Raw genomic sequence first — 16,854 nt, 5'->3', positions numbered from 1 at the left:
CTATTGATCCGACGCGAACCCGCCAAAGTCGCCGGCGGTTCCGGTGTCGGGTTCGAGCGGCCAGCGCAGCAGCGGTTCGTACCAGGCACCGTCGCGGCCGAGGTGGCTCTGGTACAACGTCAGGTGGGTCATCGCAAACGGCGCGCTGGCGAGCCCGGCATGGCGGGCGATCCAGCCGTCGATCTCCGGCGACGTGCCGAGCGACCGCGGCAGCCGCGCGAGCGTGACGTGCGGCAGATAGGCGCGGCGGTCGGGGGGAAGCCCGGCGCGGACCACCGCCTGATCGACCTTGCGGTGCAGCGCGGTGAGCGCGGCGTGCGGGGTGACGCCCGCCCAGAGGGTGTCGGTACGCCCCCGGCTCGCAAACTGGCCGACCGCGTGCAGCGCCACCGTTGGCGCCGCCGGCGTCAGCGACAGGCGGAGCCGGTCGATCTCGGTCACGATGTCGTCGGCCAGACGCGGATCGACCTCGCCAAGGAAGCGGATCGTGACGTGGAGCTGCTCGTCATCCTGCCAGCGCGCACCGCCGATCCCGTCCATCAGGTCGAACAGCTGTTCGCGGATGTCGAGGGGCGGGCGGAGCGCGAGAAACAGGCGTAACATCGGCAGGAATCATAGCGCCGATCACCCCGAATTGGGAACGTCTCCGCTTGAAAATCGTCCTTCCAGCACCGATGTTGCACGCAACCGGCATGTGGCCGGATAGAGGAGTTGTAATTTCAATGGCTAATTGGTCTGATCCCCGGCCTCGTGCCGCGCCGTTCGGAGCGACGGCCACCACCACCGGTTCGGCAGCGTATGACGCGGGTCTCCGCTCGTACATGCTGTCGGTCTATAACTATATGGGCTCGGGCGTGTTGCTGACCGGCATCGTCGCGCTTCTGTTCGCCTGGGGCGGTGCATCGTCGCCTGCCGCACAGGTGTTCATGGGCGGCGGTCCGCTGAAGTACGTCATCATGTTCGCGCCGCTCGCGATCGTGTTCGGCATGAGCTTCGGCCAGAACCGGATGAGCACCGCGACGCTGCAGATGCTGTTCTGGGGCTTTGCGATCCTGATGGGTCTGTCGCTGTCGACGATCTTCCTGGTCTATAGCGGCACGTCGATCGCCAGCGCGTTCTTCGCGACGGCTGCCGGCTTTGCCGGTCTGAGCCTGTACGGCTATACCACGAAGCGCGATCTGTCGGCGTTCGGGACGTTCCTGATCATCGGCGTCGTCGGTCTGCTGGTGGCGAGCATCATCAACATCTTCCTCCAGTCGGGTGTCATGCAGCTGGTCATCAGCGGCGTCGGCGTGCTGCTGTTCGCAGGTCTGACGGCCTATGACACGCAGCGTACCAAGAGCCTGTACATGCAGGTCGCGGGTACGGACATGGTCGGCAAGGTCGTGATCATGTCGGCGCTGAGCCTGTATCTCGACTTCATCAACATGTTCATGTTCGTGCTTCGCCTGTTCGGCAGCAGCCGCAACTAAGCGCTTCGCACCTTCTCTCAGTGACGGTCCGGCGGGAAACCGCCGGGCCGTTTTTGCATCCTGGCCAGGATTTAAGACCACAATGCGTCTCTCGATCGACGTTCATCTGGATTATGGAATTGCCGGCGACGCCGACGTGTTGCTGCAGATCGAGGCGGCGGCGATGCCCGACCAGCGGATCGAGGAACAATCGCTGACGATCTGGTCGGACAGCCCGATCCGCGCGGTGCCGGGCGAGGACGGCATCGGCCAGCGCTGCTGGGCGCGGGGACATGGCAGGCTTACCGCGGCGTACCGCGCGGTGGTGAAGGTCGAGCGGCCGGTCGTCGCGCTCGGCGCCTATGGCACCACGCCGCCGCGGCTGCTGCCCGGCGACGTCACCGCCTATCTGATGCCAAGCCGCTATTGCCAGTCGGACCGGTTCGAGGGGTTCGTCGCGCGCGAGTTTCCCGGGCTTGACGGCGGTGCGCTGGCGGCGGCGCTGAGTGCGTGGGTCGGCAACGCGCTCGATTATAGGATGGGATCGAGTTCGGGCGAGACGACCGCGCTCGACACCTTCGCGTCGAGGTCGGGTGTGTGCCGCGACTATGCGCACCTGCTGGTCGCGCTCGCACGCGCGGGGGGGATCCCGGCCCGGTGCGTCTCGGCCTATGCGCCCGGAGTCGATCCGCCCGATTTCCACGCGGTCGCCGAGCTCTGGCTCGATGGCGCGTGGCGGCTGGTCGATCCGACGGGGATGGCATCGTGCGGCGATATCGCGCGTGTCTGCATCGGGCGCGACGCCACCGACATCGCGTTCATGACGGTGTTCGGGCAGGCGACGCTCTGGACGCAGACCGTCCGGGTCCGCGCGCTCGACGACGAAACCGCGTGACCGGGTCGCGACGCGAGTCGCTCGTCGCAGGAGCAGGAACACCGGGCGTGCTGAACCGTTTGCGTCCGTAACGATTTTCACAGGAGTCTCGACATGACCGATATCGACAAACGCGCGCTCGACAGCCTGTCGGTGGCACCGGATGGGCAGGATGGCGATGCTGTCACCGGCCGGACCGATGGCCGCGACCCGCGCCAGGAGGCCGGTCAGGACAAGTCGATCGGCAAGCGGCTGCAGAAGAACCCGTCGAGCAACGATGCGCGTCTCGACAATGCGCTCGACGAGTCGATGGATGCGAGCGATCCGCCCGCCTCGACTCAGCCGGTGCACAATCAGGGGCCGGCGCCGTCGTCCGGCTATGATGCGGAAGCAGAACGAAAGCTGGCCGAAAAGAACGGCTGATCTATCCTGGGGTCTGCTCGCGCCCGGCCGATGCCGGGCGCGGGCGGCGCTCCGACGTCCCAAGTTCGATTGTTGCGTAAATACCGCCCTTGGCGAAAACTTTGATGCCTGGCCTCGACTGGTCGCATTGCGTGTTGCAGCGCAACAGATTTCATGGTCGCTTATAATTGTGACGTGACGATGCGTTAGGGACCATCCTCTGCCCCAAATGCATGGGAACGCCTGTTACTTGCAGCAAGGCGGGGTGACAATATGGCTTCACGGATGAAACCGGCAAAGGGCATCACGACGCTCGCCGAGATGAAGGAATTCGCAGGCTTTTCCAGCGCGACGCAGCGCTACATCCGGCGCTCGCTCGATGTCGGCCTCGACCGCGAGGATGCGATGACGCGCTGGTCGCGCGACGTCGTCGAGGAGGCCAGCATCCGCGCACAGGCGCGGCTCTATCTTGGCCTCGACGATGTTCGCGAGCTTCTGCCCGAGGATGCGGGACTTGGCGGGGCGGACCGTTTCCTGGGAAAACTGGTGACGCTGGCCGCGTTCGACCTGGGACAGGGGCGGCTGACGAGCTTTTCCGCCTTCCGGTTCCTGTACGAGCGGCTTGCCGGCGCGGATGTCCGACCCTGGTTGCCATCCGCCTTCTGCGCGGCGGCGGCGTTGCCGCATCTCCATCCCGAACTGCGCCGCAAGCTGCTCCAGTCGATCAGCGAAGCCGCGGCGACCGCGTCTGGCTGGTCAAGCCGCGAGCCGGTCTTCTTTCCCTATTGGGTGGAAAAGGTCGACAGCGGGACGTCGCTCGCGACCTGAGCGTTCAGCGGCAGGCCCGCCAGCCCATCGCGCCGCGATCCGCCTGATCGAGATGGAAGTGGTCGGCATGTGCGGCGTTGTAATCGGGCGAGAGCGTCGTCGCGAACAGCTGGCAGGCGCCGTCGCGTACCTCCCGGAGGAAGGCGGCCTTGGCGGCATCGCCTTTCCAGTCGCGGGCTACGGTAATCCGCGTGCCATTGCCCAGCCGAAAGCCGGCAATGTCGACCGCGTCGGCGGTCGAATGCTCGCTCCACGTGCCGGCATCGCGGCCGTAGATGCGGCGACAGCTATAGCTGCCGAAATGGTCGATGCTCGTGACTTTGGTGCCGAAATGCCGTTCGGCCGCGGGCTGGACGACATTCCATTCCCATATCGCGAGCGCGGCGGCGACCGGACAGGCGACGCCCAGCCCCGCGGGCGCGAAGTCGATCCGCCTTGCGCCGCCGGATGTGAACCGGACGCCGTCGCTATAGCCGCATTGGCCTTCACCGCTGCGGGGCGGCAGCGCGGTGTAGCGGACGCCGGCACGCTCGAGCGCGGCGCGACAGGCGGGATAGGACTGGGTCAGCGCAGTGAGCTTGCGCCCGGTCATCAGCCCGATCGGCTGGCCGAGGTCGAGCGGGGTCCAGGGCAGGTCCTGCGGACGACCGCGCAGTGTCGACCAGAGTATCAAGCCGAGGCCCGCGATCACCGCCAGTGCGACGATCCAGCCCAGTGTCCGTCGCACCGCACGCATCAGCCGTGCGCCACACGCGTGACGGGCTCGCTGGTCACTGGATAGCCGAGATCGTCGGGGATGCAGAAATGGTCGATCCCGTCGCGCGGCTCGATCCACGGCGTCACGGTGCGGACCGGTCTGCGCCGCGCGTCGGCGACTGCTTCGTCGAAGCCGGCGAACAGCGCGAGGCGTTCGAGGTTGCGGCGGGTCGGGAAGATCACCTGTGCGCGGCCGGCATCGGCATGCGCGAGGATCTCGGCAGCGGTCGCCCAGAGCAGGCGGACATTCTCCGTCTCGTCGACGCGGGCGGGGGCGGCGTCGGCGGGCAGGCGCGCGAGATAAAAGCGGGTGTCGAAGATGCGGGTCAGATGATGCGCCGGCCGCCACCGCGCGAAATAGGTGAGCATGTGCGGATCACAGCGGAGCCCCAGCGCGTCGAGCATCGGCCCCAGTTCCCGTCCGGCATGCAACGCCGCGCGCAGTGTCGCGAGCGTATCGGCGGACGGTGCGGGGTGAAGACCGATGGCGAGCCCGACCTCCTCGATCGTCTCGCGGATTGCGGCGATGCGGGCGGCGGTCTCGTCGATCGCAGCCTGATCGCTACGCTGCGGGATAAGTTGCTCTGCGAGCGTGCGGTCGGCCGGGTCGACCCGGCCACCGGGGAAGACAAGTGCACCGCCGGCAAACGCCATCGATCCCGCGCGCTCGACCATCAGCAGTTCGGGGGCGAGCGACGGGCGATCGCGAAAGATCACCAACGTGGCAGCCGGTATGGCGGGGGAGATCGGTTCGGTCATCGATCTGTGTAACGCGCGAAACCCGGATCGGGCCAGACGGCAGTATAGCGTGATTCAGGGCGCGACCGGCAGAGCGCTCAGAATGGCTTTAACGGTCGGGGAGGGCGATCAGCCCTCCCCGTGGCGCATCAATCGTCGCTGCCGAGCGTACGCTTGGCGGCATCGAGCGCGGCCTTGCCGGTCTTGCGCGAAGTCTTGCCGGCGTCTTCCGCAGCGGCTTCGACCTTCGAGCCCGCCTTGCGGCCGAGGCCGATTGACTTCGCCATCGCACGGCGTGCTTCCGAATAGGTCGCAGCGACCATCGGATAGTCGGCCTTCAGGTTGAAGCGTTCGCGATACTGCTCCGGCGTCATACCATGCGTCGTCAGGTGGCGACGCAGTGTCTTGTATTTCTTGCCGTCGATCATCGAGACAATGTGGTCAGGCGATGCAAGCGACTTGCGCGCCGTCACGGCGGGCTCATAGGTCGTCGCCTCGGCGGTATCGCCCGTCATCTCTGCGCCGGTCGTGAGCTTGGTCACGGCGGTGTGCATCGACAGGAGAAACGCAGGAACGTCTTCGGCAGCGGTGCGGGTGTTGGGGTTCGCCAGCCAGGCTGCCGTCAGTTCTGCCGCCAGTTCGACGGTATTGATGGTTTCGGTCACACGGGATCCTTGATTGTTGAAAAATTTTCCCCCTCCATTCGCGCGACTACGCGCTATTGGCAGAAAATGACACCCGCAAATATTATTAAAGCGCTCAATTGACCGGGAATTCTGTTCGCGACGTCGAATCCGGGCGCTGATCTTGCGATTTGCTGAGTTTATACGCGCGCCAGACCAACCCTATAGATCCTCACAAATACGCGCATTCGCGGTTGTAGCATGCGTGCGCTCGCAGCGGGTCCGACATCCGGCGCAGTCATCAGATCCGGCAGATCAGGTTGCGGATCGAGACGCCCGATCGGGACGTCGCGATTGGCGGACGCATCTTATCGCGCAGGGGCAGCCGGTCGGCGCGGCGTGATCTTGGTACCGAGCAGGACCAGCCCTTCAGGCCCAACACCGAAGCCGTGCGGAACGCCGGCGGGGATAAGCAGGACGTCGCCGGGGCGGAGCGCGCGGGTCGTGCCGCCCTCGATCCGCGCGCCGTCGGTCAGGCCGGGGTTGACGACATGCGGATCGACCAGGCGTCCGCCCGAAAGCAACGTCCCCGATCCCGCGACGACAGTCGCATATTCATTCTCATCGGGGTGCACCGCGGGACGGCCTTCGGCTTTCCAATATTCGAGCGCGACGACGCTGCCCCCGCCGCTGACGAGCGTCTGCATCGCAAAGCCCTGACCGGGTTTCATCGTCGCTTCGAGCGCCGCGACCGCGCGGGGGATATCGGTCGCCGCGGCGAAATCGCGCGCCGCCTCCTGGGCCGGCGCGACCGTGGCGACCGCGAGCGTCGCCAGCGCGAGCAGGACGCGCATCACGCCTTGGTGCCCGATGCCAGCCGGATCGTCCGCCCCTCGCGCGCCGAGCGATAGATCGCCTCGACGATACGCAGGTCGCGCAGGCCCTCCGCGCCCGACACGATCGGCTCGCGGCCGGTGCGGATGCAGGTGACGAGATGATCGAGCTGGCCGGCGAACTGGGTGCGGCCCGACGCCGCGGGCGTGACATCGCGTTCGCGGCCGTCGGCGCCCGTCCACATCCGGTTGTCGGCATAGCGGGTCGCGGGTTCGAGTTCGATCCGGCCGCGTTCGCCCATCAGCAGGATGTGGTTCTGGTTCGCGCTGTACATCGACTGGCAGCTGGCGATCGCGCCGGACGGGAATTCGAGCGTCCAGTCGATCATGTCCTCGACCTCGCGAAACCGCGGATCGGTGCGATCGGTGGACTCGCGCGCGGTCACCGCGACGGGCTCCTCGCCGGTCATGTAGCGCGCCGCCTGGAGGCTGTAGATGCCCATGTCCATGAGCGAGCCGCCGCCCGCCAGCGCCTTGTTCAGCCGCCACTTCGACGGATCGCGCTGGACGAAGCCGTGTTCGGACCGGACATAGCGCGTCCTGCCCATCGTCCCCGCGCGCGCGAGCCGCATCGCCTCGACATTGCAGGGCTCGAAATGGCAGCGATAGCCGATCATCAGCTTGCGATCCGCCGCCTTGCACGCCGCGATCATCGCCTCGCATTCGGCGACCGAGACCGCCATCGGTTTTTCGCACAGCACATGCTTGCCGGCACGCGCGGCCCGGATCGTGTATTCGGCATGCATCGCGTTGGGCAGGCAGATATAGACGATATCAATATCGGGATTGTCGCGGATCCGGTCGAAGGTCGCATAGCTGTAGACCGACCGGTCGGGCAGGCCATGTGCCGCCGCGACGCGCCGCGCCTTGGCAGGATCGCCGCTGACCACCGCGGCGAGCCGGCTGTGCGCGCATTTGGCGAATTCGGGGATGATGACGTCGAGGCCATAATAGCCCAGCCCGACGATCGCATAGCCGAGCTTGCGCGTCGGGTCAGCCGCCTGCGTGATCGCGGGCACCGCGGCCAGCGCGGTTGCGCCGATGACAAATTCGCGTCGTCCTATCGTCACGATCAGATCCCCCATCCTGCAAGCGCTGTCGGCCACCCTGTTCGGCTACCAGTTGTCGCGTGGCCATTACGACCTTGGTCGATCTTATCGCCGATCCGTGCCGTTAGCGCCATCCGCGCTGGCGCGGTCATCGATCCAGGCCCACACGTCGCGGATCAGTGTGTCGGGCGTGGCCTGCGCATCGAGCGTGATCGCGGTTTCGTCTGGCCCCGGACGCTCGAGCGTCGCGCGCTGGCTGTCGAGCAGGCTGGCCGGCATGTAATGCCCCGCGCGCGCGCCGAGCCGTCGTGCGAGTTCCGCCGGATCGGTATCGAGCAGCACGAACAGAAGCGGGACGCCCGCCGCAGCGCCGAGCCGCTCGCGATAGACCCGCTTCAGCGCGGAGCAGGCGGCGACAGCAAAGCCGTCCGTCGCGACCGCGTCGCCGATCGCGTGACCGACGCGGTCGAGCCAGGGCCAGCGGTCGGCGTCGTCGAGCGGATGGCCGGCGCGCATCTTGGCGACCGCCTCCGCGCTGTGGAAGCCATCGCCCTCGAGGAAGCGGTGGCCGGTCTGATCGGCGAGACGCTGGCCGAGCGTCGACTTGCCGCTGCCGCTGACGCCCATGACGATGATCGCGCAACCGCGCGGGACCGCGTGGGGCATGCCGTCGCCGGAGCGGGCCTGGGGGGAGGGGGTGGTTTGCACAGTTCCTGACTCGCGGGTTGAGCGCGTCCGGCGGCGCCTGGTTCCAGGCCTCTATCCGGTCGATCGCGACAATTGGCCATTACGACCATCGTCGCGCCCTTGTCGACCGGCGTCGGGACGGGCATCGAGACCGGCCAATCACAGAGGTCGATGCATGTCCGCTCGCAATCATCATGACGTCCTGATCGTCGGGGCCGGCCATGCCGGTGCGCAGGTCGCGATCGCACTGCGGCAACGCGGCTATGCGGGGACGATCGGGCTGATCGGTGACGAGACATCGCCCCCCTATGAGCGGCCGCCACTGTCGAAGGACTATCTGGCCGGCGAAAAGGCGTTCGATCGCATCCTGTTGCGGCCTGCCAGCTTCTGGGGGGAGCGCGGGATCACGCTGATCCCCGGGCGTCGCGTCAGCCATGTCGACGCGGCCGCGCATTGCGTCAGCCATGTCGACGCGCAGGCGACCGAGAGCGCCGACGCGACGAGCCTGCACTATGGCACGCTGGTCTGGGCGGCGGGGGGATCGCCGCGGCGGCTGGGGTGCGACGGGCATGATCTCGCCGGGGTGCACGGGGTGCGCACCCGCGACGATGTCGACCGGATGATCGCCGAACTGCCCGGCGTCACGCGGGTCGTGGTCGTCGGGGGCGGCTATATTGGGCTCGAGGCGGCGGCGGTGCTGACCAAGCTCGGCAAGCAGGTGACGGTCCTCGAGGCGCAGGACCGGGTGCTCGCGCGGGTGGCGGGAGCGGCGCTGTCGCGTTTCTACGAGGCCGAGCACCGCGCGCACGGCGTCGATCTGCGGACCGGCGTGACGGTGGCGGCGATCGAGGGCGCTGGCGGAGCCGCGTCGGGCGTGCGGCTGGCCGACGATACGGTGCTGCCGTGCGAGATGGTCATCGTCGGGATCGGCATCGTGCCTGCGGTCGCGCCACTGATCGCGGCAGGGGCCGGATCGGCGGGCGGTAACGGTGTGATGGTCGACGCGCAGTGTCGCACGACCCTGCCCAATGTCTTTGCGGTCGGGGATTGCGCGGCGCATGCCAGTCGCTTTGCCGGCGGGGACTTGATCCGCGTGGAATCGGTGCAGAACGCGAACGACCAGGCGGCGATCGTCGCCAAGGCGCTGACCGGCGTGGAGGAGGCGTATGGCGCGGTGCCGTGGTTCTGGTCGAACCAGTATGACTTGAAGCTGCAGAGCGTCGGGCTGTCGACGGGGCATGATCTCGCGCTGCTGCGCGGCGATCCGGCGAGCCGCAGCTTCTCGGTGGTGTATCTGAAGGCGGGGCGGGTGATCGCGCTCGACTGCGTCAACAAGACGCGGGATTATGTGCAGGGGCGCGCGCTGGTCGTCGCGTCGGCGCGGATCGAGCCGGCGCTGCTGGCCGATATCACGGTCGACCTGAAGACGCTGGTGCCCGTGGATTGACGTCCGGCCCGGCGGCGTGCAGCGTGAACCGCGTCATCTCTGACGGGCGGCCGAGCCGGACCGCGAAGCCCGGCCACAACCCGGTGCCGTTGCCGACATAGAGCGTCATCCCCGCGACGTCGTAGCGGCCGGACACGAACCCGCCATTGGCGCGCGCGAATAGCCGGTCGAAGCCGGGCGCGACGCCACCATGCGTATGCCCCGACAGCTGGAGCGCGACGCCGTGTGCCGCGGCGTTGCGCGCATTGCGGGGCTGGTGATCGAGCAGCAGTACCGGGGCACCAGCCGGCGCCCCCCGCAACGCGCCGTCGAGATCGGGACCGGGCTGGCCGACCGAGGGGGCGGACAGATCGGTGAGCCCTGCGAGCACGAGCTGCGCGTCGCCGCGGGACAGCACGGCGTGGCTGTTGGGGAGCATGCGGAAGCCGAGCCCGTCGAGATGCCGCATCCAGGCGGCGTAATCGAAGAAATATTCGTGATTGCCCGGGATCGCATAGACGCCGTCGGGGGCGCGGAGCGCGCGTAGCGGGGCGACGTCGGCGCGGCGCATCGCGACCGATCCGTCGATGAAATCGCCGGTGACGACGATCAGGTCCGTGCCCGCGGCATTGGCGCGGGTGACCACCGCCTCGGCCCAGCGCGCCGGGAACAGCCGGCTGATGTGAAGATCGGTGAGCTGGAGGATGCGATACCCCTCGAACCGCGGCGGCAGTCCGGTGATCGTGACCGCGACGTCCTTGACCGGCGGCACGCGCAGCGCGTTCGAGACACCGATCGCGGAGATCAGCGCCGCGAGCCCCGCGATCGCATAACGCAGCCCGTCGGGCGCGGCGGTCGTGCTGCGACGCAGGATCGCGGTCGCGAGCGTGCCGATGTCGAGCAGCAGCTGGAGCATCGCGAGCAGCACGATCGCCGCGAACGCCCAGTTGAACAGGATGACGACGCTGCGCGGAAATTCGGGCGCGAAGATCGATCCCGAGGACAGCCGGTTCCAGAAATGGAACTGCGAGGCGAACAGCAGCAGCAGCGCCACGCCGGCCTTGAGCCAGAGCGACATCGACAGCGGCCAGAGCCAGCGGGCAAGGACGACCAGGCAGGGCGTCGCGAAAATGAGATTGAAAATGACGGTCTCCGTTCGTCCCCGCGCCGCCTGTGGGGGAGTTGGCCGTGCGTCGCAAGGGCCCGGACCCGCCGACGCGAGCAGACCGGTCAGGCGGTGGCGGGTGGGCGCGCGGTCGAACGGCGCACCGTCAGTTCCGCCGCGACGGTGATCGGTGCGTCCGGCGGGGGATCGCCCGCCAGCCCTGCGATGATGAGGCTGACCGCGCGCGCCGACGCCTCGGCGATCGGCTGGACGATCGCGGTCAGCGGCGGGTGGGCGAGGCGGATGATCGGGGTGTCGTCGAAGCTGATCAGCGACAGATCCTCGGGCACGCGCCGCCCTGTTTTGCGCGCCAGTTCGAGCGTCGCGAGCGTCATCTGGTCATTGCTGCCGATGATCGCGGTCGGCGGCTCGGAGAGCGCGAGCAGCGTCCGGGCGGCGGCCCGGCCCGAGGCATGGCTGAAATCCCCCGATGCGAGCAGGTCGGTACAGGCCAGCCCTGCATCCGCCATCGCCGCGCGCCAGCCATCGACGCGCCAGCCGCTGAGTTCATATTCGGCAGGCCCGGCGATGAAGCCGATCCGCCGGTGGCCGAGCGCGACGAGATGCTCAGTCGCGATCCGCGCCGCGCGCGCGTCGTCCATCATCAGGCGGACGCCGGGCCCTTCGCTGATCGAGCCGATCCGCACGAACCGGATGTCCTGCGCCTCGAGCAGATCGATGATCAGCGGATTGCCCGAATGCGGCGGGGTGAGGATCACGCCGTCGGGCTGCAGCGCGGCGATCGCGCCCAGCAGCTCGCGTTCGATATGATCGCTGTGCGTATCGACCAGCTCGACGATCAGGCGATAGCCATGTTCGGCGCAGGTCAGCATCCCGCCGAGCAGCATCTGGTCGACCCAGTCGGTCCCTTGCCGCGCGCGCCAGTCGGCGATCGTGCGTTCGCGGTCGTTGAGCGCGAGGATCAGATAGGAGCGCGAACCGCCCATCCGCTGGGCGGCGATCGAGGGGACATAGCCGAGCCGGTCGATCGACGCCTGCACGCGCTCGGCCATTTGGGGGCGGACGCCGGTTTCCTTGTTGACGACGCGGCTGACCGTCTGCAGCGAGACGCCGGCGTCCGCTGCAACATGCTTTATCGTCACGGCCTGACGGCGCCTAGCCAAGATGCGGGGATCCCGCCGAGGCGGACGGCGCGGTGCTGCAGTAGTGCGCGACATAGGCGGCATGGTCGGGCAGCGCATCGACGGTCGCGTTGGTCGTGTCGCGCAGCCCGCCGAGCAGCCGGACGAGTTCGTCGTCGCGCATCTTGGTCGCGATCGGGTGATAGCTTTCCGGGACGATGCCCTGGCCGAGCATCACCTGGACCCAGCTATTCTCGGCGAACAGCTCGTCATTCTTGCGGAAGACGCGGCCGGTTTCGCGAAACAGCGCGATCTTGTGCGCGAGCGAGTCGGGCACCGGCATTGACGCGCATTGCCGCCAGAACGCGCTGTCGCGGCGGTCGGTCGCCTTGTAGTGGAGGATCAGGAAATCGCGGATCTGCAGCATGTCGGTATGCTGCTGTTCGTTGAATTCGGCGACGTCGCGCGGGCTGATCCCGGCCGATGGGAACATCCGCAGCAGACGGAGGATGGCGCGCTGGATCAGATGGATGCTCGTCGATTCGAGCGGCTCCATGAACCCGCCGGACAGGCCGATCGCGACGCAGTTGCGATGCCATTGCTGGCGTCGCGCGCCAGTGACGAAGCGGATCTTGTTCGGCTCGGTCAGGGTTGGTCCCTCGACGGTGCCGAGCAGACGCTCGAGCGCGGCATCGTGATCGAGATAGCGGCTGCAATAGACGATGCCGTTGCCGGTGCGGTGCTGCAGCGGGATGCGCCACTGCCAGCCGGCATCGTGCGCGATCGCGCGGGTATAGGGCAGCGCCGGCCGGACGCTTTCGGTCTGGACCGCGATCGCGGAATCGCACGGCAGGAAATGCGTCCAGTCGTCGAACCCGGCATGCAGCGCCTGTTCGATCAGCAGCGCGCGAAACCCGGTGCAGTCGAGGAACAGGTCGCCCTCGATCCGTGCGCCGGAGTCGAGCGTCAGCGCGGCGATGTCGCCGCTTTCGCCGTTCAGCTCGACCTGCGCGATCCGGCCTTCGACCCGGGTCGTGCCGTCGGCCTCCGCCATCTTGCGCAGGAAGCGGGCGTAGAGGCCTGAATCGAGCTGATAGGCATAGTTCATCCGGCCATCGGGAAGATGCGCGAACTTGCCCTGGAGTGCGGCGCGCAGTTCGAGGCAGTAATCGTCGAATGGCTGGTGATGCCCGCGCGTCAGCCCGTGCAGCCAGAAATGCTGGAAGCCCGCAGACCAGTGATCCTTGCCGGTCGTGCCGAACGAATGGAAATAGGTGTCGCCGCGATCCTTCCAGTTGTCGAACAGGATGCCGAGCTTGAACGTCGCCTGCGTCTCTCGCATGAACTCGGCTTCGTTGATCCCGAGCAGGCGGTTGAACGTCACGATCGGCGGGATCGTCGATTCGCCGACGCCGACGGTGCCGATCGCCTCGGATTCGACCAGCGTCACCGCGACCGTGCGGCCCATCGTCCGGGCGATCGCGGCGGCGGCCATCCAGCCGGCGGTGCCGCCGCCGGCGATGACGACGCGGTGGATCGGGGGCGTGGTCATCGGCTGAGTGCTCTCAGGAGGAAGGCGCGCAGCTTGCCTGCGCTGTCGGGCGTGAGCGGGGCGAGGACGCCGCGCTCGGCTTCGGGGATATGCGCCGCGACCGCGGGGTCGTCGGAGAAGACATAGTGATCGAACATGGCGCGCCAGTGACGTTTCTCGTCCTCGGGCAGGTCGCGGATCGCGAGCAATGCGTGGTTGAGCGCGTCCTGCGGCTGGCCGAGCCAGCGCGGCGTGTCGCGCCACCAGTAGTTCACCAGCACGTTGAAGTCCGAAAGCCCCTCGACATGGTGCCACCACAAGGCCGGGATGTAGAGCGCATCGCCGGCGTCGAGCTCGGCGACCTGCGCCTGCGCCAGCGCATCGCGAAAGCCCGGATAGGCGGCGAAGTCGGGGTCGTGAAAGTCGACCATGCTCACCGCGCGGCCTGCGGGCGTATTGTCGACCGGCCCGAGATAGAGATTGCGGAACTGGTCGCGCGGAAACAGCGTGAAGCGGCGACGACCGACCGCGACGCAGGCGAGATTGTCGGGCGCGTCGTTATGCGCCGCGATCCGCGTCGGCGTCCCCATCCAGATGCTCGCGAGCGGCGTGCGGCCGCCGAGGTCGACGTGATTGGCCTCGTGCAGTCCGGTAAAGAAATTCTGCATGTCGATCGAGGCGAGATAGATGGACGGTGCGCCGTCGACCCCTTCGTTCTCGGTCATCCGCGCAAAGATCTCGGGCAGCGGGGCGCGCATCATCTGGAAGTTCATGCCCTGCATGTCGCCGTAGAACAGCCGGCCGCCACTCTGCGGCGCACCGACCGAGACGGCAAAGGGCGTGGGCCGGGCATGGCGTTCGATATAGTCGCGCGCCGCACGTCCCGATTGCCGACCGGCCTCGACCATCGGCCAGTCGGCGACGAGCCCGCGGACGATGAACGGCGTCGTCGCCTGGCGCAGCAGCGTGTCGAGCGCCGCCGGCCCGCTGACGGCGACTTCGCGGATCCGCGGCAGGGCGGCGAAGATCCCCGCGGTGCCGGCGTCAGCCATGCGCGAGCCGTCGGTTCTTGCGCGCGACGAGATCCCCGATCTGGCCGAGCGAGGCGAGCGCCATGAAGATCGGTAGCAAATGGCCCTCGGCGTGAAGCTCGGCGATCGATGCGGGGTCGAGCGCTTCAAGGCGATCCTCGTCGATGACGTGATAGCCGACCAGCCGGTTCTTCGAGCCGTCCTCGAGCGTGACGTCGAGCGTCAGCGGTTCGAGCAGGTCGTGACGCTGGAGCGCGGCGAAGAACGCGGTCGCGGCGACATAATCCTCGTCGAGTGCTCGCAGCTGATCGGCGATGCGTTCGAGAAACGGCGTCGGGCGACCGGTATCGTCGAACACGCGCATGCCTTCGCCGGTGCCGATCCGCGGGCTCGCCATGTCGATATGCACCTGGCGCAGCGACGAGCCCTCCGGCCCACGACCGACGAGGAAGGGCTGGCTGTCGATCGCGAGCGGGCGATAGCGGGCATCCCAGCGCCCGTCCTCGAGAAACAGGTTTTCGCCCGCTTCGAACCCGAACATCGCGAGCGCGGTGAAGCCGTCGCGGGTCTGGTCGCGCTGGAAGAGGATCGGATAATGGGTCTGGACGCGGCGGAATTCGCTGGGGACGGTGATGCACGCCATCACGGCGTCGCCGAGCGCATCCGACCGGTCGGTGCGGATCCGCAGGTCGCGGTGCTCTTCGGGCGTCAGGATCGCGTGGTCGGGCATCAGGCTCTCGTTTCCATGGTAGCGCCCGTCATCGCATGCCGCAGGGCATCGAGATAGGCGCGATTGGTCGGCAGGGCGGCGGCGAGCATGCGTCCGTGCCGGTCGACCTGCTGCACCAGCATGTCGGCGGCACCGCGCGTCCCGGTCCGGACAGGCGTGCGGCGCGGCGCGGGAAAGCCCATGCCGTAGAGCACGTATTGATAGCTCGCCGCGGGAAAGATCTCGTCGACCATCGGGAAATCGGCGTGCGACGGGGGCTGGTCGGCCCATAGCTGGAGCAGCTCGGCGAGACGCCGCGGGATCGACCCGGGATCGCTGTGGTCACGCCAATAGGGCTCGTCGCGCTGGCTGAGGACATAGTGAAGCTTGAGGAACTCGACGATCCGGTCCCAGCGATAGCGGAACAGCGTGTTGAAGCGCGTGGCGTGGAGATCAATCGTGCGGCGGGTTGCCGGGAAATTGTCGAGCAGCGCCTCGACCGAGAGCTCGACGAGCACGATCGCGGACGCCTCGAGCGGCTCGAGGAAGCCGGCGGACAGACCGATGGCGAGGCAGTTGCGGTGCCAGAAGCGGTCGCGGTGGCGCGACTGGAACCGCAGCGGGCGAAAGTAGGGGAGCGGTGCGTCGGGGGCCGTCGCGCGCAGATAGCGAGTGAGCGTGTCCGCCGCCGCGTCGTCGTCGAGATGCGCGGACGAATAGACGCAGCCGATGCCACGACGCGCGGGCAGGCCGATATCCCAGATCCAGCCCGCGGCGTGCGCGGTGGCATTGGTCTGCGACGCGATCACGCTGTCGGCGGCGACCGGCAGCTGGACTGCGAGCGCGCGGTCATTGAAGAGTTCGCGTCCGCGGTCGATCGTGCCGACGCCGTAATGCTCGCCGATCAGCAATGCGGCATGACCCGTGCAGTCGAGGAACAGGTCACCCTCGATCCTGCCCGATGCGCGCGTGCGGACCGCGGCGATGTCGCCATCGGCCGCGCCATCGACGCCGACGACATGGTCGCGCAGGTGGCGCACGCCGAGCCGTTCGGTCGCGTGGCGGGCGAGCAGGGCCGCGAACTTGCCGGCGTCGAGATGATAGGCATAGTTCAGCGTGCCCGCATAATCGGGCATCGCGCGCTGGCGTGGGGCAAGGTCCTGGCTGCAGACGGCATGTTGCGCACAGAGCGCTTCGGCAAAGGCCAGACCGCTGTCGGACCAGGCCGAGGCGAGATCGCGGGGGGCTGCATCGGCGGGGGTCGTGAAGGGGTGGAGATAGCGGTCGTCGGGCGCGCCGGTGCGCCAGCCGTCGAAGCGCGAACCCTGTTTAAACGCGGCATCGCAGGCGAGGAGGAATTCGGTTTCCGAGATGCCGATCCGTTCGAGCGTGCGGCGCATCGTCGGCCATGTGCCTTCGCCCACGCCGATCGTCGCGACGTCGGGCGATTCGATCAGCGTGACCTGCAACGGGCGCTCGGCATCACGGTCCGCGCGGGCGGCGATCAGGCACGCGGCGAGCCATCCGGCGGTGCCACCGCCGACGATCACGATCGAGGTGATCGCGCGATCCATGTCCAGCCCGTCAGTTTGCATGTCCGACACTGTCA

18 protein-coding genes are annotated in these 16,854 nt (G+C 67.7%); 5 read left to right on the top strand and 13 right to left on the bottom strand.

Going from position 1 to position 16,854, the window contains the following annotated elements; genetic code table 11:
- Complete coding sequence (gene thpR, locus IFS44_RS01995) at positions 1–603, bottom strand: RNA 2',3'-cyclic phosphodiesterase (protein WP_192097294.1); 603 nt, start codon at positions 601–603, stop codon at positions 1–3.
- Positions 604–722: 119 nt separating this feature from the next.
- Here thpR and IFS44_RS01990 point away from each other — a divergent pair, with 119 nt between their 5' ends.
- From IFS44_RS01990 to IFS44_RS01975, 4 genes are all read left to right on the top strand, one after another.
- Positions 723–1,472, top strand: coding sequence for a Bax inhibitor-1/YccA family protein (locus IFS44_RS01990; RefSeq protein WP_031440668.1), 750 nt, complete (start codon positions 723–725; stop codon positions 1,470–1,472).
- 82 nt (positions 1,473–1,554) lie between these two features.
- Complete coding sequence (locus tag IFS44_RS01985) at positions 1,555–2,346, top strand: transglutaminase-like domain-containing protein (RefSeq protein WP_031393946.1); 792 nt, start codon at positions 1,555–1,557, stop codon at positions 2,344–2,346.
- A 93-nt stretch (positions 2,347–2,439) separates the two neighbouring features.
- Positions 2,440–2,748 (top strand): hypothetical protein, encoded by a 309-nt coding sequence (locus tag IFS44_RS01980; RefSeq protein ID WP_192097293.1) that lies wholly within the window; start codon positions 2,440–2,442, stop codon positions 2,746–2,748.
- A 264-nt stretch (positions 2,749–3,012) separates the two neighbouring features.
- Positions 3,013–3,555, top strand: coding sequence for a hypothetical protein (locus tag IFS44_RS01975; protein WP_244649826.1), 543 nt, complete (start codon positions 3,013–3,015; stop codon positions 3,553–3,555).
- Positions 3,556–3,559: 4 nt separating this feature from the next.
- Here IFS44_RS01975 and IFS44_RS01970 read toward each other — a convergent pair whose 3' ends face one another.
- From IFS44_RS01970 to IFS44_RS01945, 6 genes are all read right to left on the bottom strand, one after another.
- Positions 3,560–4,291, bottom strand: coding sequence for an extensin-like domain-containing protein (locus tag IFS44_RS01970; RefSeq protein ID WP_192097291.1), 732 nt, complete (start codon positions 4,289–4,291; stop codon positions 3,560–3,562).
- Positions 4,291–5,070: an NUDIX hydrolase gene (locus IFS44_RS01965; protein WP_192097290.1), complete on the bottom strand. Its 780-nt coding sequence runs from the start codon at positions 5,068–5,070 to the stop codon at positions 4,291–4,293. The genes IFS44_RS01970 and IFS44_RS01965 overlap by 1 nt, the downstream gene beginning before the upstream one ends.
- A 128-nt stretch (positions 5,071–5,198) precedes the next feature.
- Positions 5,199–5,714, bottom strand: coding sequence for a MucR family transcriptional regulator (locus IFS44_RS01960; RefSeq protein ID WP_031393951.1), 516 nt, complete (start codon positions 5,712–5,714; stop codon positions 5,199–5,201).
- A gap of 326 nt (positions 5,715–6,040) precedes the next feature.
- A complete protein-coding gene (locus IFS44_RS01955; RefSeq protein WP_192097526.1) occupies positions 6,041–6,526 on the bottom strand; it encodes a cupin domain-containing protein in 486 nt (161 codons plus the stop codon).
- The gene (locus tag IFS44_RS01950; RefSeq protein ID WP_311723669.1) at positions 6,526–7,635 is read right to left on the bottom strand and encodes a Gfo/Idh/MocA family protein; all 1,110 of its coding nucleotides are present in this window, start codon (positions 7,633–7,635) and stop codon (positions 6,526–6,528) included. Before IFS44_RS01950 ends, IFS44_RS01955 begins: the two co-directional genes overlap by 1 nt.
- A gap of 84 nt (positions 7,636–7,719) precedes the next feature.
- Positions 7,720–8,280, bottom strand: coding sequence for a gluconokinase (locus tag IFS44_RS01945; protein WP_244649824.1), 561 nt, complete (start codon positions 8,278–8,280; stop codon positions 7,720–7,722).
- 196 nt (positions 8,281–8,476) lie between these two features.
- Here IFS44_RS01945 and IFS44_RS01940 point away from each other — a divergent pair, with 196 nt between their 5' ends.
- On the top strand, positions 8,477–9,748 hold the full coding sequence (locus IFS44_RS01940; protein ID WP_192097288.1) for an NAD(P)/FAD-dependent oxidoreductase: 1,272 nt from the start codon (positions 8,477–8,479) through the stop codon (positions 9,746–9,748).
- Here the strand turns inward: IFS44_RS01940 and IFS44_RS01935 are convergent.
- From IFS44_RS01935 to IFS44_RS01910, 6 genes are all read right to left on the bottom strand, one after another.
- Entirely contained in the window at positions 9,711–10,805 is a 1,095-nt protein-coding gene (locus IFS44_RS01935; RefSeq protein ID WP_197977713.1) for a metallophosphoesterase, read from the bottom strand. The two genes, IFS44_RS01940 and IFS44_RS01935, sit on opposite strands and share 38 nt — an antisense overlap.
- Positions 10,806–10,957: 152 nt before the next feature.
- Positions 10,958–12,016, bottom strand: a complete 1,059-nt coding sequence (locus IFS44_RS01930) for a LacI family DNA-binding transcriptional regulator (RefSeq protein ID WP_244649822.1) — start codon at positions 12,014–12,016, stop codon at positions 10,958–10,960.
- Positions 12,009–13,526 carry a tryptophan halogenase family protein gene (locus tag IFS44_RS01925; protein WP_192097286.1) on the bottom strand — a complete coding sequence of 506 codons (1,518 nt, stop codon included), beginning with the start codon at positions 13,524–13,526 and terminating at the stop codon, positions 12,009–12,011. The genes IFS44_RS01930 and IFS44_RS01925 overlap by 8 nt, the downstream gene beginning before the upstream one ends.
- Positions 13,523–14,557 (bottom strand): cupin-like domain-containing protein, encoded by a 1,035-nt coding sequence (locus tag IFS44_RS01920; RefSeq protein WP_192097285.1) that lies wholly within the window; start codon positions 14,555–14,557, stop codon positions 13,523–13,525. The genes IFS44_RS01925 and IFS44_RS01920 overlap by 4 nt, the downstream gene beginning before the upstream one ends.
- The gene (locus IFS44_RS01915) at positions 14,550–15,266 is read right to left on the bottom strand and encodes a SapC family protein (RefSeq protein ID WP_192097284.1); all 717 of its coding nucleotides are present in this window, start codon (positions 15,264–15,266) and stop codon (positions 14,550–14,552) included. Before IFS44_RS01915 ends, IFS44_RS01920 begins: the two co-directional genes overlap by 8 nt.
- On the bottom strand, positions 15,266–16,819 hold the full coding sequence (locus IFS44_RS01910; protein ID WP_192097520.1) for a tryptophan halogenase family protein: 1,554 nt from the start codon (positions 16,817–16,819) through the stop codon (positions 15,266–15,268). Before IFS44_RS01910 ends, IFS44_RS01915 begins: the two co-directional genes overlap by 1 nt.
- Between the last annotated feature and the right edge of the window lie 35 nt (positions 16,820–16,854).

The organism is Sphingomonas sp. CFBP 13706 (assembly GCF_014842355.1).
GTDB lineage: Bacteria > Pseudomonadota > Alphaproteobacteria > Sphingomonadales > Sphingomonadaceae > Sphingomonas > Sphingomonas aerolata.
This window is presented reverse-complemented; position numbering and strand designations above follow the sequence as displayed.

Coding starts and splice junctions, on each gene's coding strand:
- IFS44_RS01970 (WP_192097291.1), bottom strand. CDS start 4,291: ATGCGTGCGGTGCGACGGACACTGGGCTGGATCGTCGCACTGGCGGTG.
- IFS44_RS01980 (WP_192097293.1), top strand. CDS start 2,440: ATGACCGATATCGACAAACGCGCGCTCGACAGCCTGTCGGTGGCACCG.
- IFS44_RS01915 (WP_192097284.1), bottom strand. CDS start 15,266: ATGCCCGACCACGCGATCCTGACGCCCGAAGAGCACCGCGACCTGCGG.
- IFS44_RS01940 (WP_192097288.1), top strand. CDS start 8,477: ATGTCCGCTCGCAATCATCATGACGTCCTGATCGTCGGGGCCGGCCAT.
- IFS44_RS01985 (WP_031393946.1), top strand. CDS start 1,555: ATGCGTCTCTCGATCGACGTTCATCTGGATTATGGAATTGCCGGCGAC.
- IFS44_RS01945 (WP_244649824.1), bottom strand. CDS start 8,280: ATGCCCCACGCGGTCCCGCGCGGTTGCGCGATCATCGTCATGGGCGTC.
- IFS44_RS01965 (WP_192097290.1), bottom strand. CDS start 5,070: ATGACCGAACCGATCTCCCCCGCCATACCGGCTGCCACGTTGGTGATC.
- IFS44_RS01910 (WP_192097520.1), bottom strand. CDS start 16,819: ATGGATCGCGCGATCACCTCGATCGTGATCGTCGGCGGTGGCACCGCC.
- IFS44_RS01975 (WP_244649826.1), top strand. CDS start 3,013: ATGAAACCGGCAAAGGGCATCACGACGCTCGCCGAGATGAAGGAATTC.
- IFS44_RS01990 (WP_031440668.1), top strand. CDS start 723: ATGGCTAATTGGTCTGATCCCCGGCCTCGTGCCGCGCCGTTCGGAGCG.
- IFS44_RS01935 (WP_197977713.1), bottom strand. CDS start 10,805: ATGTCGCTCTGGCTCAAGGCCGGCGTGGCGCTGCTGCTGCTGTTCGCC.
- thpR (WP_192097294.1), bottom strand. CDS start 603: ATGTTACGCCTGTTTCTCGCGCTCCGCCCGCCCCTCGACATCCGCGAA.
- IFS44_RS01920 (WP_192097285.1), bottom strand. CDS start 14,557: ATGGCTGACGCCGGCACCGCGGGGATCTTCGCCGCCCTGCCGCGGATC.
- IFS44_RS01925 (WP_192097286.1), bottom strand. CDS start 13,526: ATGACCACGCCCCCGATCCACCGCGTCGTCATCGCCGGCGGCGGCACC.
- IFS44_RS01955 (WP_192097526.1), bottom strand. CDS start 6,526: ATGCGCGTCCTGCTCGCGCTGGCGACGCTCGCGGTCGCCACGGTCGCG.